The following is a 22,575-nucleotide window of genomic DNA, read 5'->3' as shown; positions in this document are numbered from 1 at the left end:
AGGCGTATGACGCTTGTCCGCTGCAGCGCCGCGCCAACCAATCCGCTTGGCGCTGCAGCGGACTCATAGGGGGAGAACTGTTACCTATGTATCCGGTCCATTCTGTTACCCATCTATCGGCTGGACACCGGCAGGGCGATGAGGGGCGGCGCGACCTCAGGTTTTGGCCACATCAAAAGCCGATCAGAGGCCGTATAACCGCTGTACATTTCTCCTTGCCTGCAAGGCTGGCGCTGCCCCTCATCCGGCTGCCGCCACCTTCTCCCCGTTGAACGGGGAGAAGGGAGAACTACACCAGCGGCTTCAGCGCCACCCAGAGCGAGCCGCCGATCAGGCCGAGGAAGATCAGCCAGCCGACCTGGTTGTTCGACTTGAACAGCTTGAGGCACTGATCCGGATTGTTGATGTCCAGCCTCGCGATCTGCCGCGCCATATGCGCGCCGGCGGCGATCAGCCCGGCCAGCGCCGGCATCGGCGCCTGCGCCGAGGCGAAGGCGATGGCGAAGCAGACAAGCGCGCCGCCATAGAGGCCGACCAGCCAGGTCTTGGTGTTGTCGCCGAACAAGCGCGCCGTCGAGCGCACGCCGACGATGGCGTCGTCTTCCTTGTCCTGATGCGCGTAGATCGTGTCGTAGCCGATCACCCACAGGATCGAGCCGATATAGAGCATGATGGCCGGGCCATCGAGATCGCCGAACTCGACCGCCCATCCCATCAGCGCGCCCCAGGAGAAGGCAAGGCCGAGCACGAATTGCGGCCAGTCGGTGATGCGCTTCATAAACGGGTAGACGGCGACGATGACGAGTGAGGCGATGCCGAGCGGTATGGCGAAGCTGTTGAACTGCAGCAGCACGACTAGCCCCACCAGCGCCTGGATGACCAGGAACACCCAGGCCTGCCGGCGCGTCACCTTGCCGGCCGGCAGCGGCCGCGAGCGCGTGCGCTCGACCTGGTTGTCGATGTCCTCGTCGGCCAGGTCGTTATAGGTGCAGCCGGCGCCGCGCATGGCAACCGCTCCGACCAGGAACAGCAACAGGTACCAGGCTGACGGCAGCAGGGTCAGCAGCGGATCCGTCGGGCGCGGATAGGCGCTTGCCGCGAGCGCGGCCGACCACCAGCACGGCCAGAGCAGCAACTGCCAGCCGATCGGGCGATCCCAGCGCGCGAGCTGCGCATAGGGCCAGAGCCCGCGCGGCAGCGCGCGGTAGACCCAGTGACCGCTCGGCGCATCGGCGACGCGGCCCTGGGCCGCTTTCGACTGGATGGTTTCCATCGTGCTGGAGTGGCAGCAGCGGTGAGCGCCGTCAAGCGGCCGCGTTGTCGCTCAGCCTGTGAAGACATCGTGGCTGGCGAACCACGCTTTCGCCACCTCGATGAAGGCCAGCGCCGCCTTCGACAGGCGCTGGCGCGTGTCATGGGCGAGGATGATGCGCTGCATCGGCAGCGGATCGGCGAGCGGCTTGCAGACCAGCGGCAGGCCGTCATAGCTCAAATCGCCATGCGGCCTGGTGTAGCTGACGGCGACGCCGAAGCCATTGGCGACCATACTGCGCTGCAGCTCGAACGAGCTCGTCGTCGATTGGGCAACAGGCGTCAGGCCACGGCTGAGAAAGAGGTCGAGCATGTGCTGCCAGCTGTGCGGCTGGTCGGTCATGATCAGCGGATGCGCCGCGAGCTCGACCAGGCCGACGGTTCGCTTGTCTGCCAGCACGTGACCGGCAGGCAAAAGCGCATGCGGCCGAAGTTCGTGCAGCAGGACGCGCTTGAAATGCGCCGGCAGGCCGAGATCGTAGGTGAGGCCAAGATCGACGGCCGAATCGGCAAGCCGCCGCCCCAGCGTCTCGAAGGTTTCGTCTCGTATGACGACTGTGACGGCCGGGCAGCGCTCGGCGAAGGCGCGCATCAGCGCCGGCGCGAAATAGGCTGCCAGATCCTCGAAACAGCCGAGCACCAGCTCGCCGCCGACTTCGGCTTCGCGCGATCCGAGCGCGGCCAGCTCGTCCGCCTCGGCCAGCACTTGCCTGGCCTTGGCGACGGCCTTGCGACCGAACGAAGTCAGCGCGACGCCGCTTCCCCGCTGGCGCACGAACAGTTTTTGGCCGAACGCGTCCTCCACATGGTCGATCGCCACCGAAATCGAAGGCTGCGACACATTCAGCGCCTGGGCCGCCAGGTCACGCTGCCATAGCGGGCCACGGCAACGACATAGCGCAATTGGGCGAGCGTGAACTTCATAGGTCAAAACTATAAGCGAGATGACAAGTTATTATTTTACGTGATGTGACGCTCTTGCGATAGTCGATCATCGAACAGCAGGAGAGCACGATGGCCAGCCCGAAAATCGACGCCGCGACAATTGCCGACTACCAGCGCGATGGCGCGGTCTGCATCCGTGGCGTCTTCAAGGATTGGGTCGATGTCATCGCGGATGGCATAGAGCGCAACATCGAGAACCGCAGCGCCGCCGCTTCCGACATCGCCAATGGCAAGGGCAGTTTCTTCGACGACTACTGCAATTGGGAGCGCATCCCTGAATTCGTCAGGATCGTCAGGGAATCGCCGGCGGCCGAGCTGGCGGCCGCCGTAATGCAGTCGCGCAGCGCGCAGTTCTTCCACGACCACGTTCTGGTCAAGGAGCCCGGCACGCAGAAGCCGACGCCCTGGCATCAGGACATTCCCTATTATTTCGTCGATGGCAGCCAGACGGTAAGCTTCTGGATCCCGATCGATCCGGTGAAGGAAGCGACGCTCAGGTTGATCGCCGGCTCGCACAAATGGGAAAAGATGGTGCTGCCGGTGCGCTGGCTGAACGACAGCAATTTCTATGCGGACGAAGGCGACTACCTACCGGTGCCCGATCCAGACAACGACCCGTCGATGAAAGTGCTCGAATGGGAGATGGAGCCGGGCGACGCCATCCTGTTCGACTTCCGGACGGCGCATGGCGCGCGCGGCAACCTGACCTCGGCCCGGCGGCGGGCGCTGTCGCTGCGCTGGGTCGGCGACGACGCTCACTATGTCGAGCGGCCGGGCCGCACCTCGCCGCCCTATCCCGGCCACGGCATGCAGCCCGGCCAGAAATTGCGCGAGGACTGGTTCCCGGTGGTTTTCCAGAGCTGACCGCGCGGGGTGAGCCGCCCATCGGCATGAAACGTCGCGCCCTCCGCGCGACGTTCCCGTGCGCAACCGGCATCGAGCAAGCCAAAAGCCTTGACCCGCCGGCCCTGGGGCAATAGCGGGAGGTCCTGTCGTGGATGACTGGGGATATCGGCATGCGCGTTTTGGTGATTGGCTCCGGCGGCCGCGAACATGCCCTGGCCTGGAAGATCGCGGCCTCGCCGCTTCTGACCAGGCTCTATGCCGCGCCCGGCAATCCGGGCGTTGGCCGCGACGCCGAACTGGTCAAGCTCGACATCGCCGACCACGCCGCCGTTGCCGCCTTCTGCAAGGACAACGCGATCGACCTCGTCGTCGTCGGACCTGAAGGCCCGCTGGTCGCCGGCATCGCCGACGATCTGCGCGGCGAGGGCATCCGCGTCTTCGGCCCGTCGAAGCGGGCGGCGCGGCTCGAAGGCTCGAAAGGCTTCACCAAGGACCTCTGCGCCAAATACGATATTCCGACCGCCGCCTATGGCCGCTTCGCCGACCTCGCCTCGGCGAAGGCCTATGTCGAGAAGGTCGGTGCGCCGATCGTCATCAAGGCCGATGGGCTCGCCGCCGGCAAGGGCGTCACCATCGCCATGACCTTGGACGAGGCGCTGGCCGCGCTCGATGCCTGTTTCGACGGCGCCTTTGGCGCCGCAGGCGCCGAGGTGGTGGTCGAGGAATTTCTGACCGGCGAGGAGGCAAGCTTCTTCTGCCTGTGCGATGGCACGACGGCACTGCCCTTCGGCACCGCGCAGGACCACAAGCGCGTCGGCGACGGCGACGTCGGCCCCAACACCGGCGGCATGGGTGCCTATTCGCCGGCGCCGGTGATGACGCCGGAAATGGTCGAGCGCACTATGCGCGAGATCATCGAGCCGACCATGCGCGGCATGGCCGAACTCGGCGCGCCGTTCGCCGGCATCCTCTTCGCCGGATTGATGATCACCGACCAGGGGCCGAAGCTGATCGAATACAACACCCGCTTCGGCGATCCCGAATGCCAGGTGCTGATGATGCGGCTGAAGGACGATCTCCTGGTGCTGCTCAACGCCGCTGTCGACGGTCAGCTCGCGCATACCTCGATCCGCTGGCGCGACGAGGCGGCGCTGACGGTGGTGATGGCGGCGAGGGGCTATCCCGGCACCCCGGAAAAGGGTTCGGTCATTCGCGGTCTTGAGGAGGCCGCCAGCGACGGCGCCGAGATATTCCATGCCGGCACCGCCATCAACGGCGGCGCGCTGGTCGCCAATGGCGGCCGCGTGCTCAATGTCACGGCGACCGGCGCCACGGTAGGCGAGGCGCAGCAACGCGCCTACGCCGCGCTCGATCGCATCGACTGGCCGCAGGGCTTTTGCCGCCGCGATATCGGCTGGCAGGCCGTGGCGCGCGAAAAGGCCGGCGCCTGATCCTATCCCTGCCGCCAGCGACGATCAGGCTGCCTGTGTCTTGCGATCCGCACGCGCCCAGGCCGGCAGCCAGTCACCGTGAGCGGCAAGCAGGTCGTCGACAAGCGACCAGATCTGGTCGAGGTCGAGTTCGGCCGCGGTGTGCGGATCCATCATCGCCGCGTGGTAGATGTGCTCGCGGTTTTCCGTCATCAGCGCCCGCACCGTCAGCTCCTGCACGTTGATGTTGGTGCGGATCAGTGCCGTCAGCTGCGGCGGCAGGTCGCCGATATAGGTCGGCTGGATGCCGGAGGCGTCGACCAGGCATGGCACTTCGGCGGCGCAATCGAAGGGCAGCGAGGTGATGCAGCCATTGTTGCGGATATTGCCGTAGATCACCGAGGGCTCGCCGGTCCAGACCGAGTTCATGATCGAGGAGGCGTACTCCTTCGACTGCTCGACCTCGATCCGGTCGGCCGAGCGGTAGGCTTCGGCCTGCCCCTTCCAACGCTCGATCTGTTCGATGCAGCGCTTCGGATACTCGTCGAGCGGGATGCCGAACTTCTCGATCAGGTCGGGGCGGCCATCCTTGATGAAATAGGGCGTGTATTCGGCGAAATGCTCCGAGCTTTCGGTGACGAAGTAGCCTAGCCGCGTCAGCATCTCGTAGCGCACCTTGTTGGGGCAGCGCGGGTTCCAGCCGGGCTTCGGCGCGCGGCCTTCGCGATAGGCGCGCACGAGATCGGGATAGAGGTCGCGGTAGGAACCGTCCGGCTGGCGATGCTCGAACTTCAGATAGAAGGCCATGTGGTTGATGCCGGCCGAGCGATAGCGGATCTCCTCGTAGGGAAGGTCGAGGTCGTGCGCCAGCTCCATCGCCGTGCCCTGCACCGAGTGGCAGAGGCCGACCTGCCTAATGGCGGGATATTTTTCCGATATCGCCCAGGTGTTGATCGCCATCGGGTTGACGTACTGCAGCATGATCGCCTCGGGGCAGACCGCGAGCATGTCCTCGCAGATCTTCCACAGATGCGGCACGGTCCGCAGGCCCCGCATGATGCCGCCAACGCCCAGCGTGTCGGCGATGGTCTGGCGCAGGCCGTATTTCCTTGGCACCTCGAAGTCGGTGACGGTGCAGGGTTCGTAGCCGCCGATCTGGAAGGCGACGACGACGAAATCAGCCCCGGCAAGCGCCTTGCGCTGGTCGGAATAGGTCTCGGCCTTCGCCTTGACGCCGAGCGTCGCGATCAGCTTGTTGACCACGACGGCGCTCTCTTCCAGCCGCTGCGGATTGATGTCCATCAGCGCGATCGTCGCGCCGGACAGCGCCGGGCGCTGCAGCACGTCGCCGACGATGTTCTTCATGAACACTGTCGAACCGGCACCTATGAACGTGATCTTGGGATGTCTTGCCACTGAAACCTCCGGCACTTTGTCTAGGCCACATCGAAAGCGGCGCGGACGAGCCGTTCGGTGTAGGCGGTCTTGGGATTGGTGAGCACCTCGTCGACAGGTCCCTGCTCGACGACCTTGCCGTGCTGCATGACGATGACGCGGTGACACAGCGCGCGCACCACCTTGAGGTCGTGCGAGATGAAGAGATAGCTCAGGCCGCGCTCGTCCTGCAGCTTTCGCAACAGGTCGATGATCTGCGCCTGGACGGAGAGGTCGAGCGCCGATGTCGGTTCGTCGAGCAGGATGAATTCGGGCTCCAGCGCGATCGCCCGGGCGATCGCGATGCGCTGCCGCTGGCCGCCGGAGAATTCATGCGGGAACCGCGAAAGGATGTCGCCCGGCATGCCGGCGCTGACCAGCGCCTCGCGAACCCGTTCGACCCGCTCGGGCCGTGTCGCGCCGATGCTGTTGACGACCAGCCCTTCCTCGATGATCTGCCCGATCGTCATGCGAGGATTGAGCGAGGAAAAAGGATCCTGGAAGACGATCTGCATGCGTGAGCGCAGCGGCCGCATTTCGTTGCGCGACAGGCCATGGATCGGCTGGCCGTCGAAACGGATCTCGCCGCGTTTCGGATCGAGCAATCTGAGCAGGGCCTGGCCGAAGGTGGTCTTGCCGGAGCCGGATTCGCCAACCAGCCCCAACGTCTCGTGGCGGCAAAGCTTGAGGTCGAGGTCGTCGACGGCGACCAGTTCGCGCCAGTCCGGTTTCAGGAAGCTGCCATGGCGCAGCATGAAGCAGACGCGTACGCCGTTCGCTTCGAGAATGGTGCCGCAGCCCTCCGGCAGCGGTTGCGGCCGCCCGCGCGGCTCGGAGGCGAGCAGGCGCTGCGTATAGGGGTGCTGCGGATCGGCGAAGAGCCGTTCGGTGACATTGTGCTCGCGCATCTCGCCATGCTGCATCACATAGACGTAGTCGGAGAACTTGCGCACCACCGTGAGGTCGTGGGTGATCAGGATCACCGCCATCCGCAGTTCTTTCTGCAGATTGCGGATCAGGTTGAGGATTTGCGCCTGGACCGTGACGTCGAGCGCCGTCGTCGGCTCGTCTGCGATCAGCACGTCGGGATCGTTAGCCAAAGCCATGGCGATCATCACACGCTGACGCTGCCCGCCGGAGAGCTGGTGCGGGTACTGCTTGAGCCGTGCCTCCGGCTCAGGAATCTGGACATGCCGCAACAGTTCGAGCGCTCGCGCCCAGGCCTCCCTGCGGCCCACCTTGCGATGCACCCTGATTGCCTCGACGATCTGGCTGCCGACCGTGTAGATCGGGTTGAGCGAGCTCATCGGCTCTTGGAAGATCATCGAGATGCGGTTGCCGCGCAGCTTGCGCCGGGCCTGCTCGGGGAGTTTCAGGATGTTCCGGCCATCGTAAGAAACGCTCGACCTCGGCGATACCGTGGCCCGCCGCGATAGCAGCCCCATGACGGTGCGCGCCGTCACCGACTTGCCGGAGCCGGACTCGCCGACGATGGCGATCGTTTCGCCGCGATAGAGCTGGAACGAGACGTCCTTGACTGCTTCGACGACGCCGTGTTCGACCTTGAAGGCCACCTCGATGTTGCGGGCGTCGATGATTGGCTGGTCCGCGCGTCCGTCATGGTCGTGGCGGAAGGCTGGCGCGAAGGGCTCGGCGAGTGCGAGGGTCATCCCGGCCACCTCAATAGGGGTCTACGGCATCGCGCAGGCCGTCGCCCAGCGCGTTGAAGGCAAAGACTGTGATCAGCACGAAACCGACCGGCGACAGGATCCATGGATAGGTGCCGATGACCGAATAAGTGGCCGTGTCCTGCAGCATCAGGCCCCATGAGATCAGCGGCGGCTTCACCGCGAAGCCCAGGAAGCCGAGGAAGGATTCCAAGAGCACCACTGTCGGGATCGCCAGCGTCACGGCGACGATCACATGGCTCATCACGTTGGGGAGGATGTGCTGCATGATGATGCGCCGGTCTGTGGCGCCGACTGCCATGGCGGCGCGCACATAGTCGACCCGCGCCAGCGCCAGGGTCTTGCCGCGCACCTCGCGCGACATCTGCGCCCAGCCGAGCGCCGACATGACGATGATGACAAAGGCGAGGAAAACGTTGGTCGGCGCCGTGACCGGGATCAGCGTCGTCAGCGCCAGGTAGAGCGGCAGTTGCGGGAAAGCGAGCACAAGTTCGACGAAACGTTGCACCCAGACGTCGAACCTGCCGCCGAAATAGCCGGAGACCATGCCGACCGTGGTGCCGATCATGGTGATGATGAAGACGACCGTCAGCGCGATCATCAGCGAGACGCGCGAGCCGTGGATGGCCCGCGACAGCACGTCGCGACCGAACTTGTCGGTGCCGAGGAAATGCACCGGCTGGCCATCCATCGAGCCGAAGAAATGCCGGTCTGCCGGAATGAGCCCGAAGAGCCTATAGGGCGAGCCCTCGACGAAGAACCCAAGCAGCCTTGGGTGTTCGTAGTCGGGGCCGACGATAGGCTGGAAGGTGACCGGATCGAGATCGGCCGAATCGGCCAGCGCATACACCCTCGGCCGCGCGACGAAATTGCCGTCCTTGTCGTGGAAGCTTGGCAGTTGGGGCGGCGCGAAGGCGATATCGGTTGCCTTCGGGTCGATCGGGGCCAGGAATTCCGCGAACACGGCCATCAGGAGCAGGAGCACGACGAGCCAGAGCCCGGCCATCCCGGTCCACGAACGCTTGAGCCGCCGCCAGACCAGCGCGATGTAGCTCTCATTGCCGCGCGCGGGTTTCTCGATGGCTCCCTCGGCGGGCGGCGGTGGCAGTGATGTGTCGCGCGCCAGCATCTAGTTCTCTCCGAACTGGCGGATGCGGGGGTCGAGCAGGACGAGCAGCATGTCGGCGATGATGTTGCCGACGATCAGCGTCGCCGACAGCACCATCATGAACGTGGCGGTAACATAGACATCGCCTACCGCCATCGAGCCGACGATCGCCGGTCCGACGGTCGGCAGCGCGAAGATGATCGCCGTCTCGATCTCGCCGGTCAGCATGTAGGGCAGCACCACGCCCTGGTACATGACCAGTGGGTGCAGTGCGTTGGGCACGGCATGACGCAGCACCACGGCGCCGCCGGTCAGCCCCTTCGCCTTGGCCGTCTCGACATATTGGGCGTTCAGCGTGTCGAGCAGATTGCCGCGCATGACGCGCATGTTGTAGGCGAGCCCGCCGAAGGTCGCGATCGCCACCACCGGCCAGACATGCTTGACGAGGTCGACGAATTTTGCCCACGACCATGGCGCGCCGCCATATTGCGGCGAGAAGAAGCTGCCGATCTCCGACACGTTGAACTGGAAGACCAGCAGGTAGACGATGATCAGCGCCATCAGGAAGCGCGGCACCGTCATGCCGAGGAAGGAGATGGCCGAAAGTGTGGAGTCGATCCAGGAATACTGCCGGGTCGCCGCCCATATGCCGAACGTGATGCCGAGGACGGAAGCGAGCAGGTGGCAGACCAGTGCCAGAAGCAGCGTGCGCGGCAGGCGCTCGCCCACCACATCGGCAACCGGCTTGTTGTAGTAGAGGCTGTAGCCGAAATCGCCGCGCGTGACGATGCCGCCGATCCAGTTGAGATACTGGACGGGCAGCGGCTTATCCAGGCCGTGCTCGATCCGATAGGCCTTGGCCTGCGCGTCGGCCTGGGCGAAAGACGCGCCGCCCTGGTTGATCAGCTGCGAACGGATGTAGTCGGCATAGTCACCCGGCGGCGCCTGGATGATGGCAAAGGTGACCAGGCTCAGGATGGCGAGGACCGGGATCGCCGACGCTATGCGCGTGAGCAGGAATCGCAACATCGAACGGCCCGTTTCCTTGTCTCGCCGGTTGCGCCCGCTCAGGGCCTGTCCGGAGGGTTTGCTTTGTCCGGCCGCGCCAGCGGCGCGGCCGGAGTTCTCTTCGTCAGGGAGGTAAACCTTAGTTCATCGGCCCCTTGTCTCCGGGTTTGCCGGGAAGCTCGTCGGGGAACAATTCATACTTGGCTTGTTTGTCGGCCGCGACAAAGACCCTTTCGCGGACGATCGAATCCTCGGCCCAGTTGAACATGAAGATCGGCGTGCCTTGCGGAATGTTGGAGAAGCGCTTGTTGATGATCAGCGCGCCGGGATATTCCGTCAGGCCGACATTGTAGACGTGCTCCGTCGAGATCTTCTGGAAGTCTCTCATCAGGCCGGCGCGCTGGTCGTTGTCCTGCGTCGAGACGAACTTGTTGACGATGTCGACGAGATCCTTCTCGAACGGCATCAGATCGACTTCGCCGCTTTCCGGTGCCCGGTGATTCCAACTGGTCTTGGGGCCGACCGGCGCAAGCTGCTCGGTGTTCTGCACGACGGAAGTCAGTTCCTGGTCGTTGCGCCTGATCAGCCAGTCGAAGCGGCCGGAATATTGCGAGGCGTCGCGCTGGGTACCGTTGAGGCCGTTGAGCACGACCCTGAGCCCTAGCTTTTCCATCTGGGCGACGACGCCTTCGGCAAGGCTCTTGTCGGTGGTGTAGTCATTGTTGACCAGCATCACGATCTCCACGTCCTTGCCGCCGGCGGTGCCGGCCGGGAAGTTCACGATGCCATCGCCGTCGGTGTCCTTGAGGCCAGCCTTGGCGAGCTCGGCCTTGGCGCCCTCGAGGTCGAAGGGATAATAGACGGTCGACTTGCGGTCGTAGAAGCTGGTGCCGGATGAGAAACCGCCGGCGTAGATGGCGGTGAACGGCCCCTTGACCAGCGAGTCGCCGAGCGCCTTGCGGTCGAACGCCATGGTGACGGCCTTGCGGAAGTCCTCGTTGCGGTTCAGCTCGCGGATGGCCTGGCCGCGCTCGTCGGGATTGCCCCAGCCATTGGCGGAAAAGTTCATGCGCAGATTGTAGCCGATGAGCCGCGGTCCGAAGGCAAGCCTGGCGGGCGCGTCCTTTTCCGCCGCGCGTTTCAGCGAGGCGACGAAGTTTTCCGGCTGTTCCAGATTCGAGAAGTCGCCCGAGCCCGCCACCGCCTGGACGTCGCGGTCGGCCCAGGTCGAGAGCTTGTATTGCAGTTCGTTGAGGTAAGGCAGCTGGTTGCCCTTCTCGTCGACCTTCCAATAGTAAGGGTTGCGGCGCATGACGATGATGTCGTCAGGCCGGTACTCGACCGGCACCCAGGCGCCCATCACCGGCATGTTCATGTATTCCGGCGGAAAGGCGTTCTTGAACTGGTCGTAGGTGTTCTTCGAATATTTCGGATGCTGCGGCTTCAGAATGTGCGACGGGCCGGGGCAGAACGTGCCGTAGGCCATGGCGTAGAGATACTGTCTCGGGAAGGCTTCCTTGAAGGTCCATTCGACGGTGTAATCGTCGATTTTCTTCAGCGTCGTGCCGACGCCGAAGGTCTCCGGCGTCGCGCCATTGAGCGGCGAGACGTTCGGATCGACGACCTCGTCGTCCCAGTAGAACATGACGTCGTCGGCGTTGAAGGGCGCGCCGTCCGACCATTTGGCGCCTTCGACCAGGTGCATGGTCAGCTTGTGGCCGTCCTTCGACCACTCCCAGCCCTTGGCGAGGTTGGGCAGCGGCTCGGTGTCCTTGGCCTCGACCTGGAACAGCGGCGCGGTACGCGTCAGGCATTCTGAAAGGCCGATATCGATGCCGCCCCAGCCTTGCGTCTGGCCGGCGCCGTAGTTCCAGCCTTCCGGCCTGCCGCCGATGACATGGCGCATGGTGTCGCCGTAGACGCCGATGCCATCAGGCATGTTGCCCGTCTTGAAGACCAGTGGCTCCTTCGGCAGCCTGTCTTTCAGCGGCGGCAGCTTGCCAGTCTTGACGAATTTCTCGGTGACCCAGTCAGGCTCTTGATATTCCGGCAGCGCCTTGAACTCCAGGATGGAGTCGCGCGCCACATACTTGATCTTGCCCTCGGCCGGGAACGTTGCCGGCTCCGGCGGGATCGTCGGTTCGGAAGCGAAAGCATTCAGCGCGGGGATTGAAACGCTCAGCGCCAGTCCCGCCGCCATGCCAAGTCTGTGTAAGTTCCTCATAGTCTCCTCCCAGGTGTTGGACGTCTGCTGCCCGCCTTCTATGCAGTGCGGGTGAATTGGCGGACCGCCTTGCGGCGGATCCGCGTTGGTGCCTGACTGTCTCAGCCGGCCTGTTTCAGTGCCGCCTTCTCGGCGCGCAATTCCTCGATCGAGCGCACACTGCGGCGCGCGGCACCGGCCCATTCGCGGGTCTTGACCTTGGATTTCGAAAGCCGCTCCTTTGCTGCCGGAACCGCATGGGCATATTGCGGCAGCCAGGCGGCTTGGGCGACGACCATCTCGTCCACCATCTGCCAGACCTCCTCCGGCGTCGAAACCGCGCCGACCAGCGGGTCATGCAGTACGGCGAGCTTCAAGAGGTCGATGTCGCCTGATATCGCGGCATGCACCGACATGCGCTGGACGTTGATCGAGGAGATGCAGGTGGCGGCGCAGGCCTCCGGCAACGTGATGCCGGCGGCCATGTTGATGCCGAACCGATCGACGAAGCCGGGCGACTCGATGATGGCGTCCTGCGGCAGATTGGTGATCACGCCGTTGTTCTTGACGTTGAAATGGCCGCGATAGACGCGGTTCGTCTCCAGCGCCTCGAGGATGTGGCTGGCATGCTCGTTGGAGCGCTTGGCCGGGTCGATCGGCTTCGACGCCGCTTCAAGGAATTGCGGATATTCCGTTTCGAACCAGTTGCGGGTCTCGGTCGAGTAGCGCAGGTAGCCGCCAGTCTCGCCGTGGATCCAGTCGGACATGTCGATCCAGCGCGTGATCTCGTCGGGGCGCTTGCGGTACCAGGGCAGATACTCGGAAAGATGCCCGTTGCTTTCGGTCGAATAGACGCCGAAGCGCTTCAGCACGTCGATGCGCAGCTTTTCCTGCTTCGAATAGACCGGGTGCGCCTCGAAGGCGGCGACCAGTTCGTCCTTGCCGATCGGGCGGCCGTTGAGGCGCAATTCGATGAACCAGGTCTGGTGGTTGATGCCAGAACAGACATAGTCGAGTTCCCCGGGCGATTTCGCTCCCAGCACCTCGGCAATCTGCTCGGCGCCGTGCTGCACGCCGTGGCAGAGCCCGACCGTGTCGACCCTGCCATACTCGATCGCTGCCCAGGTGTTCATCGCCATCGGATTGGCATAGTTGAGGAATTTGGCGTTCGTGTCGGCCACCTCGTTTATGTCCTTACAGAAATCGAGGATCACCGGGATGTTGCGCTGGCCGTAGAGGATGCCGCCGGCGCAGATCGTGTCGCCGACGCACTGGTCGATGCCATATTTTAGCGGAATGCGGATGTCGTCGGCATAGGCCTCCAGGCCGCCGACGCGCACGCAGCTGATAATGTAGCGCGCGCCCTCGATCGCCTTGCGCCGGTCGGTCGTTGCCGTCACCTTGGTCGGCAACCTGTTCGCTTCCACGATCCTGTCGAGGATAGCCTTGATCATGCCGAGATTGTGCTCGCTGACGTCGGTCAGCGCGAATTCGATGTCGCTGAATTCGGGGACACACAGAATGTCGGTGAACAGCTTCTTGGTGAAACCGACGCTGCCGGCGCCAATAATAGCGATTTTGAAGCTCATCACCTTCACCTTGGTCCAATCGAATGCTAGGCAAGGAGCAGCAAGGGAGGATATGGCCGCACGCCATGGCGTGCATGCCACTCAGGCCGGAAATCCGGCCTTTTCTCCTCCCGCCCGCTCCTCGACCGCGGGTCATTCCCGTTCTCTGGAGCTGGATTATGCGCTTATTCGTAGGCACGAACAGAGAAGGATTATGCTTTCGAGGGTAATTTTGTGCTGCAGGACCTGATCGCCAACGGGCCATCGATGCGGACGGTCTCGCTGCCGCGTGGCCGCCAGCGCCTCCATGCCATGCCGACCAGCACCGGCTATGAGGTGCGCGAGGACGAAACCTATGACTGGGACGGGCGAAAGCGCGGCCAGACCCCGTTCACCGTCCTCCAGCACACGATCGGCGGCACCGGGCAATTGCGCTACGAGAGCCGCAACTACCGCCTGCAGGCGAACGACACGCTGCTGGTGCTGGTGCCGCACAACCATCGCTACTGGCTGGCCAAGGGTGATCGCTGGGAATATTTCTGGATCTCGATGAACGGCGAGGAGGCGCTGCGCATCCACAAATCGATCCTAAGCGTCTCGGGCCCTGTGTTTCGGCTGCAGCCAACGACGATCGACCATCTTGCCGACTGCAGCCTGCGCCTCATCACGGGGGCCGGTTCGCCGGGTGCCGCTTCCGCCGTCGCCTACGAAGCTGCCATGGCCCTTTACGACGATGTTTTCGGGTCGCACGCCTTCGCGGAAAAACAAAGCGCCATGCAGCCGGTGATCGACCACATCAACGCCAATCTCGACAAGCCGCTGCCGGTGGCGGACCTCGTCCACATCAGTGGCCTCAGCCGCGCGCACTTCTCGCGCTGCTTCGCCGAGAGCGAAGGCATCCCGCCCGCCGAATTCGTCTTGCAGCAGCGGTTGCAGCGCGCGGCAAAACTGCTGACCAAAGCGGATTTCCTGCCGGTCAAGGAGGTCGCCGTCCTGTGCGGCTTCGAGGACGCGAATTACTTCTCCAAGGTTTTTCGCCGTTCCTACGGCACGACCCCGACGCAATTTCGCACCACTGGCATGTATGCCAGCCTGGGAAATCATCGCTGACCCGGTTGCCGGTTGCTCAGCGCCGCCTGCGGTCGATCGCGGTCGAAGCGGTGCTCACGGGATCGGCCGCCGCGAAGGCGGCCTCGAGCTGCAAGGGCGAGCGCTGCTCGGTGCGCTTCCAGGCAACATATTCGGCAATGCCGAAGCGCGGCCGCCGTGGCACCGTCTTCACCACCGGCATGCTGAAGCCGTCGCGGAATTTCTCCCAGCGCTGGCCGAGCACCGAGACCATTTCCTCGAAGGTCGGCGGCGTCGCGACATCGGCATAGGTGATGGTGAATTTGCCGGCGAGCCCGGCCTCGCGCGAGACCGGCACCGGGATCGAGGCGAGATAGTCGGACGGCACGTCGATCAGGCCGCCAAAGGCCCATTGCTGGCGCAACCGGTCGGCATTCATCGGTGCGACGGAGACGTCGATGTCGTTGGGCGTGCCCGGCACGCGGTAGGGGCATTTGAAGCGGCCGCAATTGGTGTGTGCCGAAAACTGCCAGAGTGCGTAGCCCTGCCAGTTGCCCATCGGAAAATGCACCTCGATGTCGGGCTTGTAGCGCGCATACCAGAGCGGCAGCCGCGACAGGAGCCGGTACTGATAGCGGTTGTCGGCGATAAATTGCGCAGTCCTGCCGTTGGTGTAGAGCACCGGGAAGCGGCCAAGGCGCCGATGCACCTGGCGCACGAACTCCTCGGCATCCTCCAGCGACATCCACTGCGTCGGATCGTTGCCTTCGATATCGAGGGCAACGAGGTCGTCCGGCGCCGGTTCGGCGAAATCGATGAAGTTATTGGCCTGCTCGACCGGGTTGCCGGGGCGGGCAAGGTGATAGGCGCCCCATTTCAGGCCGAGCGCCTTGGCCACCACCTTGCGCGTCTGAAACAGTTCGCGCGTCACCGCGAAGCGCTTCCACAACGCCTTGCAGAGCCGGACCTCGGTCTCGTCGCCCGAACAGAAATAGGCCGGCGGCAGCCCGTCGGAGGCCTTGTTGATGAAACCGACGATGCGCTTGTCGGTGGCAAGCTCGGCCCAGTCGATGGAATTGTATTCGTAGGCGTCGATGACCAGCGCGCGGTCAGCGTTCTTCCACGGCTCGGAGAAATCCGAGGCCTGTGCCGCCGTGCCGAGCACCATCGCAGCCGCGAGAAGTGCCAGGCGGCGAAGAGGGCGCGCCGGCTCTTTCAATCAGGGTTGTCCCCACTGACCAGGCATCGATCCTGAACCGCTATGGTTAAGGAAGTGCTTTCAAAACCAATGAGACTCTTTGCGGCAAAAGAGCGACGAAACATCGAACCCATCGGGCCGCTGGGCTGCTGCGGGGTGTCGTTGCGATTGCAAAATCCACGTGACAAAGTTTGACGTTTACGTAAAAAGAAGATTGGAGGCCGCCCAAAGGCGGATGGTTTTGCATCGGCCAGAGTCCTACGATCAAGCGGCTGAGGCAGCGGAGGAGCAAGCGGCATGTATAAGGCACCCGTCAAGGACATTTCGTTCACGCTGAAGCATGTCGCCGGTCTCAAGCCTGCGCTGGACGCCGGCACGTTCGGCGATCTCGGCGAGGATATTGTCGACGCCATCCTGGCCGAAGCCGGCCGCTTCGCCAGCGAGGAGGTGGCGCCGCTCTACAAGATCGGCGACGAGCATGGCGCGGTGCTGCGGGACGCGGCCGTCACCATGCCCCCCGGCTGGAAGGAACTCTACCGGCGCTGGATCGACGGCGGCTGGAACGCGCTGTCAGGGCCGGAGGAATTCGGCGGCCAGGGCCTGCCGACCATGCTGGCCGTCGCCGCGCTCGAAATGTGGAACTCCGCCGCCATGGCTTTCGGCATCGGCCCGACGCTGAGCATGGGCGCGGTCGAGGCGCTCGACAAGCACGCCTCCGAGGCACTGAAGGAAAAATATCTGGCCAAGCTCGTTTCCGGCGAGTGGATGGGCACGATGAACCTGACCGAGCCGCAGGCGGGTTCCGACCTCGCCGCGCTGCGCACGCGCGCCGAACCTGCCGGTGACGGCACCTACCGCATCTTCGGCCAGAAGATCTTCATCACCTATGGCGAGCACGACTTCACCGACAACATCGTCCATCTGGTGCTGGCGCGGCTGTCCGACGCGCCGGCCGGCACGCGCGGCATTTCGCTGTTCCTGGTGCCGAAATTCCTGGTCGGCGACGATGGCGCTCTCGGCGCCCGCAACGACGTTTTCTGCTCCGGCCTCGAGCACAAGCTCGGCATCCACGCCTCGCCGACCTGCACCATGATCTATGGCGACGGTTTTCAGGGCACGACTCCCGGTGCCATCGGCTGGCTGATCGGCGAGGAGAACAAGGGCCTGGCCTGCATGTTCACTATGATGAACAATGCGAGGCTTGCCGTCGGCATGCAAGGCGTTGCGGTGGCCGAGACAGCGACGCAGAAAGCGATCGCCTACGCCAACGAGCGTCGCCAGGGCAAGGCGTCGGACTATTCAGGCTCCGGCATGGCGCCGATCGTCCATCACCCCGACGTGCAGCGCAATCTGCTCACCATGAAGGCGCTGACCCAGATCGCGCGCGCCATCAGCTATTCTTGCGCCCATGCCCTCGACCGCGCTCGCGTCGGCGAAGGTGAGCCCGCCGCCAATTGGCGCGATCGCGCCAATCTTTTGACGCCGCTGGCAAAAGCCTTTTCGACCGATGTCGGCGTCGAGGTCGCCTCCTTGGGCGTCCAGGTGCATGGCGGCATGGGCTTCATCGAGGAGACAGGCGCGGCCGCGCTCTACCGTGACGCTCGCATCGCGCCGATCTACGAAGGTACCAATGGCATCCAGGCGATCGACCTGGTGGCGCGCAAGCTGCCGCTCGGCGGCGGCGAACATGTGCATCAGTACATTGGCGAGTTGAAAGCGATGGCGGACGCGGTGCGTACGTCCAACATCGAAGGCTTCGGCCGCACCGCGGACAATCTCGATAGGGCGCTTACCGATCTCGACGAGGCGACACGCTTCCTGCAGACGCTGATGGCCGATGGCAAGGCTGATGCCGCCATGGCCGGGGCCACGCCTTATCTGCGTCTGATCTCGCTTGCCGCCGGCGGCGCCTATCTGGCGCAGGGTGGGCTTGCCGATCGCGGCCGCATCGCGCTCTGCCGCTTCTTTGCCGAAAACCTGCTCGGCGAGACGCGCGCCTTGAAGGAACGCGTCATCGACGGGTCCGAAAGCCTCGCCGCCGCAGGCAAGGCACTGATTTCCGCCTAGAGCATCCTGACATGCGAAGGAACTGACCGTGACAGACCACATCCTCGTCGAGCGCCAGAGCGCCGTGCAGATCATCCGCATGAACCGGCCTGACAAGAAGAACGCGCTGACCCGCGCCATGTATGCGAAGATGTCGGCAGCCCTGGCCGAGGGCGACGCCGATCCGGCGGTGCGCGTGCATGTCTTCCTCGGCGTCCCCGGCGCCTTTTCTTCCGGCAACGACCTTGCCGACTTCCTGGTCATCGCCACCGGCGGCGAAGGCGGCACCGAGGTCTGGGATTTCCTGATGGCGCTGGCCAAGGTTGAAAAGCCGATGGTGTCGGGCGTCGACGGCATCGCGGTCGGCATCGGCACGACGCTCAATCTTCATTGCGACCTGACCTTCGCCACACCGCGCACCATCTTCCGCACGCCTTTCGTCGACCTCGGCCTGGTGCCTGAGGCGGGCTCCAGCCTGCTCGCGCCGCGGATCCTCGGCCAGCAGGGCGCCTTCGCCCTGCTCGGTCTCGGCGAAGCTTTCTCAGCCGAGCGTGCGAAAGCCGCCGGCCTGATCTACGACGTCGTCGAGGAAGGCGCGCTGGAAGCCGCGGTTCTGGCCGCTGCCAACGAGATCGCCGCCAAGCCGCCGCAGGCGCTGAAGATCGCGCGCGACCTGATGCGCGGCTCGCGCGACGATCTCGTCGCCCGCATCAAGGTCGAAAGCGAGCATTTCCGCGAGCGCCTGAAATCCGAGGAAGCGCGCGCCGCGCTCACCGCCTTCATGACGCGCAAGAAAGCGAGCTGATCCACGACACTGTCAGGTTGTGGCAGCTTCACGCGAAACTCGCGTCAAACGCGATTTTTGATCTGTACACCGCGGTTCTCGCGTCCTATCCCACGAACCGACGGGGCGGGGGCCTGGTCGGTGGAGAGGACATGGCCCGCAACATCGCTGCCAAGACGCAGCCTTCCGAAACGATCTGGGGCATGCATTTGACGGATTGAGCGTCCGACATGTTTGCCGATGCCGCAAAGCCGCTGGCGCTGACCCTGAAACTCTGGTGGCGCTTCTGGCCGCAACAGGTCGCCATGGTGCTGCTGGGCATCGTGTTCGGTGACCTGTTCATGCAGATCGCCGCCCGCGCCGCCTTCTTCAACCACATGGCGGGGCTTGCGCTGCTGACGTTGGTTGCCCTGACGCAGCTCACCGTCACCGTCGCCATGTTCCAGACGCTGCTGCCTGCCCTGCCGGCAACACGTGCCGCGCAGCAGGCGGCACGCAGCGAAGCTTCCGGCGAGGTGCCCAGCGGAGGCGCGCGGCTGGCACGCATGGTCACCGTCGCGCTGCTGCCGTTCTTCGCCTACTACGCGGCCTGGGGGTTCCTGGGCGACACGGTGCGGCAATATTCGCGCGTCACGCTCGACATGGCGCCGTTCGGCGAAAGCGCGGGGAACGTGCTCGATGTGCTGGATTCGCGATGGCTTGTCCTGTCCGTCGCGATCTCATGGTTGATCCGGCGCTTCGCCAACGCAATGCAGAAGCGCGGCGAGGCGCGCTCCTTCTGGCAGATCGTCGTGGTGATCTGCGAGACAAACTGGATCTTCATCGGTCTCTACGTCATCTCGCGCTGGAAGGACGACGTCGTCGGCTGGTTCATGAGCCGCAACATCTTTTCCGTCCTGCAGGCCGCGGCGGACGGCATGGCCAGTCCCATCGCAAGCGCCTTCGCCGATCCCATGGTTCCCGTCGAGGTCACGTCCGTCGACACGACGGCCAGGCTGGTGAACCTGTTCTTCTATATGCTGCTGCCGGTGATCTGGCTGGTGCTGGCCGCGCTCATCTACGGCTACGACGTGCGTGACGACAAGGAACTGATGCGCGCGCATCAGCGCGTCGAACGCCTGGGCGCGCGCTACAGCACGATTCCGAAATTCCTTCGCGATTTCGTCGAACACTTCATCAGCGGCTATCGCTCGCGCTATCTGCCGATCGCCAACGGTGTGCGCATCACGCTGAGCTCGGGCGTTGTGCTGGTCGTCACGCTGATCGTCGGCTACCGGCTGGTCGACTGGCTTGCCGCCTGGGCGTGGCTGGGCACGACGCGCCTCATCGGCTCGCATGAGCTCGACACCTGGCAGGTTCTCTCGCATGGCGTTTCCTTGCTGTTCGGCAGTCCGTTCCAGGACTCATCGACCGGCATCCTCGTCGAGCCGCTGCGCATCTGCTTCCTCGCCGCGATCCTCGAAACCGCATTCGCGTTGCCGAAGCGCCAGACCATTGGAGGCGCGCAGCCCACCGGTCCGAAGGGCGCGGCGGAAGTCGAGGCGCAAAATGCTTGAGGCCGCCCGCTCGCGTCTGAAAGCCTGGATCGTTGCCGGTATCGGCACCGCGGCGGCGATTGCCGTTGCCGGTGTCCTGGGCGCCTTCGGCGCAAGGCACGAGCCGATGCCCGCGCTGGCACCAACCAGTCGGATCGAAACCGGCCAGTGGCTGCTGCAACCATTGAAGGCCTACGTCACGGAAGGGAAGGATGCATATGGCGCGCCGCTCAAGCCTGGCGGGAAAGCGCTCGTCCTCCAAGTCGAAATGACCAACCGCACGGCAAAGTCCTCGAAGGATTATTTCGAGATCCTGCGAGCGAGCCAAACAGCGGCCGATGCCGCGACAAAGCCTTTCATCGTGCTGATGCGCGACGCGACGCTGTCGCCGGAATTGCATCCCGGCATGCCGGAGCGCATGGCCTACATCTGGGAAATGCAGCCTGGCGCGGTGTCGCCGACGAGCTTCGACCTGACGGTCATCGGCAAGACCTATAAGCAGCGTGACAACCTCTACGGGTTGCCCGGCTGGTTCAATCCGACGCCGATCGGCACGCTGACGCTTGCGGTCGGTGCCGGGCCGGACACGGCGCAGGTCCAGCCATGATGCGGAAGATGGCCAACGTCATCCTGCTGCTCCTCGCGACCGCCCTCTGTTACGGCCTGCAAGTGTCGAAGCCGCACTATGCCGAACTGATCGGACCGATCCCGGCCTACGGCAAGCTGGGCGATGCGGTTGTCGGGCGCGGCTTCGAGGCGCGCGCCGCCAAGGTGGCTTTCGCGCGCAACCTGAAGGTCGACAGATATGGCCAGACCAAAGTGTTCACGACTGGCGGCATCTGGGCGGTGGTGACGGTCGAGTTTGCGGCAAGTGCGCAATCGACGACGGTGGCGGTCGCTTCCTGGCGCGGTCCGACGGGCCTCGCCTATGACCAGACCGAACGGCTGTCCTTTGCCGATGGCCTGCTTCCCGTGGCCATCGATCCCGGCCTGCCAAAAAAGGCGAGGCTGATCTTCGAAGTACGGCCGGACGAGGTGAGCAATGCCACATTGCTGATCTCCGAAAAACTGATGTCGGCGCTCGACTCGCAGGCCGAGATCTCGCTCGGACCGGTTGCTGCCGGAGCTGACGGCTTACCCGCCGAGACTGTCGACACGCTCGATCTGACGCAGCCGATCTGAAGGGGATGGCGCCAAATGACGGCAAGGAGTCTGGATTGGGAGAGCGGGCAGGGCGAACGGAAATGGCGTCGCCGCAGCCTTTGGGCTCTCCTCCTGCTCGTTCCGCTGGCACTGGCCGGGCAGGCCTATGACAGCGTCAAGACGCTGCTTGGCGGCGAGGATCTGTTTCCGCGCCAGGTCGCCTGGGGACAGAGCGCGCATTTCGGTGGCAGCGACTGGAAACTGACCGATCTGCGGGGCGCCTTCGGCATGTCGAACCTGCCGCCGGAGTCGGTGCCGGTGCTGGCCGACTTCTCCGTAAAGGTTGGCGATCCCGATCTCCAGAAACTCTGGCTTGGGTGCAAGGTGATGCTGATCGATGCCGAAGGCCGGCGCTGGTCGCCGACATCGGTGGTGTCGCTGAAAGCGCCGGGCGATGTCCACACCTGCGTGTCGGCGATCTTCTCCGGCGCCAGACGCGGCGATACGTTGAATTTGCGTGAGACGTTCCTGGTGCCGAGGCAGGCGACCAAGACGATACGCCCGGCGGTCGGCCTCGCCAGCGAGAGGCCGCATTTCCTGTTCTTCCAACTGGAGAAGGATTGATCTCCGGCGCATCCAGCTAGGGATAGAGCCGCGTCTTGTCCCAGCCGCCTTCCGCGTTGCGCGAGAAGACCAGCCGGTCATGCAGGCGGAACGGCCGGTCGTGCCAGAACTCGATCGACTGCGGCACGATGCGGAAGCCCGACCAGTGTTTTGGCCGAGGGATCTCGCCGATCGGGTAACGCGCGGTGTATTCGGCCACCGCCTTCTCCAGCGCGAAGCGGCTTTCCAGCGGCCGTGACTGTTTCGAGGCCCAGGCGCCGATGCGGCTGCCGCGCGGCCGCGTCGCGTAGTAGGCGTCGGCCTCGGCGTCGCTGACGATCTCCACCGAGCCGCGCACGCGCACCTGCCGGCGCAGCGACTTCCAGTGGAAGCACATCGCCGCCTTCATGCTGCCTAGAATTTCGCGGCCCTTGGCGCTTTCGAAATTCGTGTAGAAGACGAAACCGCCTTCATCGAACCCTTTCAGCAGCACCATCCGCACGTCAGGCATGCCATCGGCATCGACGGTCGCCAGCGCCACGCCGTTGGGGTCGTTGGGCTCGCTCCTGGTCGCGTCCTCCAACCAGGCGGCAAACAGCCGGAACGGCTCCGCAGCTTCGGTAAAGTCACTCGTTGTTAACTCAGTTTCGCTCATAG

General features: G+C 64.3%; 18 protein-coding genes and 1 pseudogene. 9 read left to right on the top strand and 10 right to left on the bottom strand.

The annotated features are described in order from the left end of the window. Nucleotides 1-289: 289 nt before the first annotated feature. Complete coding sequence (ubiA, locus tag EN786_RS07520) at nucleotides 290-1,273, bottom strand: 4-hydroxybenzoate octaprenyltransferase (RefSeq protein WP_127283549.1); 984 nt, start codon at nucleotides 1,271-1,273, stop codon at nucleotides 290-292. Between the two features lie 51 nt (nucleotides 1,274-1,324). Continuing rightward, nucleotides 1,325-2,235: pseudogene (locus EN786_RS07515) on the bottom strand (LysR family transcriptional regulator). A 90-nt stretch (nucleotides 2,236-2,325) separates the two neighbouring features. On the opposite strand from EN786_RS07515, the gene EN786_RS07510 reads away from it, so the two are divergent. Together EN786_RS07510 and purD are read left to right on the top strand one after the other, a co-directional pair. Further along, nucleotides 2,326-3,120, top strand: coding sequence for a phytanoyl-CoA dioxygenase family protein (locus EN786_RS07510; RefSeq protein WP_189524272.1), 795 nt, complete (start codon nucleotides 2,326-2,328; stop codon nucleotides 3,118-3,120). Between the two features lie 152 nt (nucleotides 3,121-3,272). Further along, nucleotides 3,273-4,553 (top strand): phosphoribosylamine--glycine ligase, encoded by a 1,281-nt coding sequence (gene purD / locus EN786_RS07505; protein ID WP_127283552.1) that lies wholly within the window; start codon nucleotides 3,273-3,275, stop codon nucleotides 4,551-4,553. Nucleotides 4,554-4,577: 24 nt separating this feature from the next. Here purD and EN786_RS07500 read toward each other — a convergent pair whose 3' ends face one another. From EN786_RS07500 to EN786_RS07475, 6 genes are all read right to left on the bottom strand, one after another. Beyond that, entirely contained in the window at nucleotides 4,578-5,948 is a 1,371-nt protein-coding gene (locus tag EN786_RS07500; protein WP_127283553.1) for an alpha-glucosidase/alpha-galactosidase, read from the bottom strand. A gap of 20 nt (nucleotides 5,949-5,968) precedes the next feature. Further along, nucleotides 5,969-7,636, bottom strand: coding sequence for an ABC transporter ATP-binding protein (locus tag EN786_RS07495; RefSeq protein WP_127310180.1), 1,668 nt, complete (start codon nucleotides 7,634-7,636; stop codon nucleotides 5,969-5,971). Between the two features lie 10 nt (nucleotides 7,637-7,646). Next, nucleotides 7,647-8,783, bottom strand: a complete 1,137-nt coding sequence (locus tag EN786_RS07490) for an ABC transporter permease (protein ID WP_127310179.1) — start codon at nucleotides 8,781-8,783, stop codon at nucleotides 7,647-7,649. Next, nucleotides 8,784-9,791, bottom strand: a complete 1,008-nt coding sequence (locus EN786_RS07485; RefSeq protein WP_127283556.1) for an ABC transporter permease — start codon at nucleotides 9,789-9,791, stop codon at nucleotides 8,784-8,786. 118 nt (nucleotides 9,792-9,909) lie between these two features. Beyond that, complete coding sequence (locus EN786_RS07480) at nucleotides 9,910-11,994, bottom strand: ABC transporter substrate-binding protein (RefSeq protein WP_127310178.1); 2,085 nt, start codon at nucleotides 11,992-11,994, stop codon at nucleotides 9,910-9,912. A 101-nt stretch (nucleotides 11,995-12,095) separates the two neighbouring features. Further along, nucleotides 12,096-13,562, bottom strand: a complete 1,467-nt coding sequence (locus tag EN786_RS07475) for an alpha-glucosidase/alpha-galactosidase (protein ID WP_127310177.1) — start codon at nucleotides 13,560-13,562, stop codon at nucleotides 12,096-12,098. A gap of 246 nt (nucleotides 13,563-13,808) precedes the next feature. On the opposite strand from EN786_RS07475, the gene EN786_RS07470 reads away from it, so the two are divergent. Then, complete coding sequence (locus EN786_RS07470) at nucleotides 13,809-14,651, top strand: AraC family transcriptional regulator (protein WP_127283568.1); 843 nt, start codon at nucleotides 13,809-13,811, stop codon at nucleotides 14,649-14,651. A 16-nt stretch (nucleotides 14,652-14,667) separates the two neighbouring features. On the opposite strand, the gene EN786_RS07465 is transcribed toward EN786_RS07470, so the two are convergent. Beyond that, nucleotides 14,668-15,777, bottom strand: coding sequence for a glycoside hydrolase family 25 protein (locus EN786_RS07465; RefSeq protein ID WP_127310181.1), 1,110 nt, complete (start codon nucleotides 15,775-15,777; stop codon nucleotides 14,668-14,670). 327 nt (nucleotides 15,778-16,104) lie between these two features. Between EN786_RS07465 and EN786_RS07460 the strand changes: the two genes are divergently transcribed. The 6 genes from EN786_RS07460 to EN786_RS07435 all read left to right on the top strand — a co-directional run bounded on the left by EN786_RS07460 (nucleotide 16,105) and on the right by EN786_RS07435 (nucleotide 21,939). Beyond that, complete coding sequence (locus EN786_RS07460) at nucleotides 16,105-17,874, top strand: acyl-CoA dehydrogenase (protein ID WP_127310176.1); 1,770 nt, start codon at nucleotides 16,105-16,107, stop codon at nucleotides 17,872-17,874. 28 nt (nucleotides 17,875-17,902) lie between these two features. Further along, complete coding sequence (locus EN786_RS07455; protein WP_127391322.1) at nucleotides 17,903-18,658, top strand: crotonase/enoyl-CoA hydratase family protein; 756 nt, start codon at nucleotides 17,903-17,905, stop codon at nucleotides 18,656-18,658. Between the two features lie 209 nt (nucleotides 18,659-18,867). After that, nucleotides 18,868-20,193 carry a hypothetical protein gene (locus EN786_RS07450; protein WP_127312071.1) on the top strand — a complete coding sequence of 442 codons (1,326 nt, stop codon included), beginning with the start codon at nucleotides 18,868-18,870 and terminating at the stop codon, nucleotides 20,191-20,193. After that, on the top strand, nucleotides 20,186-20,779 hold the full coding sequence (locus EN786_RS07445) for a hypothetical protein (RefSeq protein WP_127312072.1): 594 nt from the start codon (nucleotides 20,186-20,188) through the stop codon (nucleotides 20,777-20,779). The genes EN786_RS07450 and EN786_RS07445 overlap by 8 nt, the downstream gene beginning before the upstream one ends. After that, entirely contained in the window at nucleotides 20,776-21,354 is a 579-nt protein-coding gene (locus tag EN786_RS07440) for a hypothetical protein (RefSeq protein ID WP_127283563.1), read from the top strand. The genes EN786_RS07445 and EN786_RS07440 overlap by 4 nt, the downstream gene beginning before the upstream one ends. A 15-nt stretch (nucleotides 21,355-21,369) precedes the next feature. After that, complete coding sequence (locus EN786_RS07435) at nucleotides 21,370-21,939, top strand: hypothetical protein (RefSeq protein ID WP_135908117.1); 570 nt, start codon at nucleotides 21,370-21,372, stop codon at nucleotides 21,937-21,939. 16 nt (nucleotides 21,940-21,955) lie between these two features. On the opposite strand, the gene pdxH is transcribed toward EN786_RS07435, so the two are convergent. Beyond that, nucleotides 21,956-22,573, bottom strand: a complete 618-nt coding sequence (pdxH, locus tag EN786_RS07430) for a pyridoxamine 5'-phosphate oxidase (protein WP_135908115.1) — start codon at nucleotides 22,571-22,573, stop codon at nucleotides 21,956-21,958. Between the last annotated feature and the right edge of the window lie 2 nt (nucleotides 22,574-22,575).

Origin of the sequence: Mesorhizobium sp. M4B.F.Ca.ET.143.01.1.1 (genome assembly GCF_004792275.1) — a bacterium.
GTDB lineage: Bacteria > Pseudomonadota > Alphaproteobacteria > Rhizobiales > Rhizobiaceae > Mesorhizobium > Mesorhizobium abyssinicae.
This window is presented reverse-complemented; position numbering and strand designations above follow the sequence as displayed.

Excerpts from the sequence above, each read along its gene's own strand:
- EN786_RS07495 (WP_127310180.1), bottom strand. The coding sequence starts at position 7,636 with ATGACCCTCGCACTCGCCGAGCCCTTCGCGCCAGCCTTCCGCCACGAC.
- EN786_RS07480 (WP_127310178.1), bottom strand. The coding sequence starts at position 11,994 with ATGAGGAACTTACACAGACTTGGCATGGCGGCGGGACTGGCGCTGAGC.
- EN786_RS07485 (WP_127283556.1), bottom strand. The coding sequence starts at position 9,791 with ATGTTGCGATTCCTGCTCACGCGCATAGCGTCGGCGATCCCGGTCCTC.
- EN786_RS07460 (WP_127310176.1), top strand. The coding sequence starts at position 16,105 with ATGTATAAGGCACCCGTCAAGGACATTTCGTTCACGCTGAAGCATGTC.
- ubiA (WP_127283549.1), bottom strand. The coding sequence starts at position 1,273 with ATGGAAACCATCCAGTCGAAAGCGGCCCAGGGCCGCGTCGCCGATGCG.
- EN786_RS07440 (WP_127283563.1), top strand. The coding sequence starts at position 20,776 with ATGATGCGGAAGATGGCCAACGTCATCCTGCTGCTCCTCGCGACCGCC.
- EN786_RS07475 (WP_127310177.1), bottom strand. The coding sequence starts at position 13,562 with ATGAGCTTCAAAATCGCTATTATTGGCGCCGGCAGCGTCGGTTTCACC.
- EN786_RS07445 (WP_127312072.1), top strand. The coding sequence starts at position 20,186 with ATGCTTGAGGCCGCCCGCTCGCGTCTGAAAGCCTGGATCGTTGCCGGT.
- pdxH (WP_135908115.1), bottom strand. The coding sequence starts at position 22,573 with ATGAGCGAAACTGAGTTAACAACGAGTGACTTTACCGAAGCTGCGGAG.
- EN786_RS07510 (WP_189524272.1), top strand. The coding sequence starts at position 2,326 with ATGGCCAGCCCGAAAATCGACGCCGCGACAATTGCCGACTACCAGCGC.
- EN786_RS07435 (WP_135908117.1), top strand. The coding sequence starts at position 21,370 with ATGACGGCAAGGAGTCTGGATTGGGAGAGCGGGCAGGGCGAACGGAAA.
- EN786_RS07465 (WP_127310181.1), bottom strand. The coding sequence starts at position 15,777 with ATGGTGCTCGGCACGGCGGCACAGGCCTCGGATTTCTCCGAGCCGTGG.
- EN786_RS07450 (WP_127312071.1), top strand. The coding sequence starts at position 18,868 with ATGTTTGCCGATGCCGCAAAGCCGCTGGCGCTGACCCTGAAACTCTGG.
- EN786_RS07490 (WP_127310179.1), bottom strand. The coding sequence starts at position 8,783 with ATGCTGGCGCGCGACACATCACTGCCACCGCCGCCCGCCGAGGGAGCC.
- purD (WP_127283552.1), top strand. The coding sequence starts at position 3,273 with ATGCGCGTTTTGGTGATTGGCTCCGGCGGCCGCGAACATGCCCTGGCC.
- EN786_RS07470 (WP_127283568.1), top strand. The coding sequence starts at position 13,809 with ATGCGGACGGTCTCGCTGCCGCGTGGCCGCCAGCGCCTCCATGCCATG.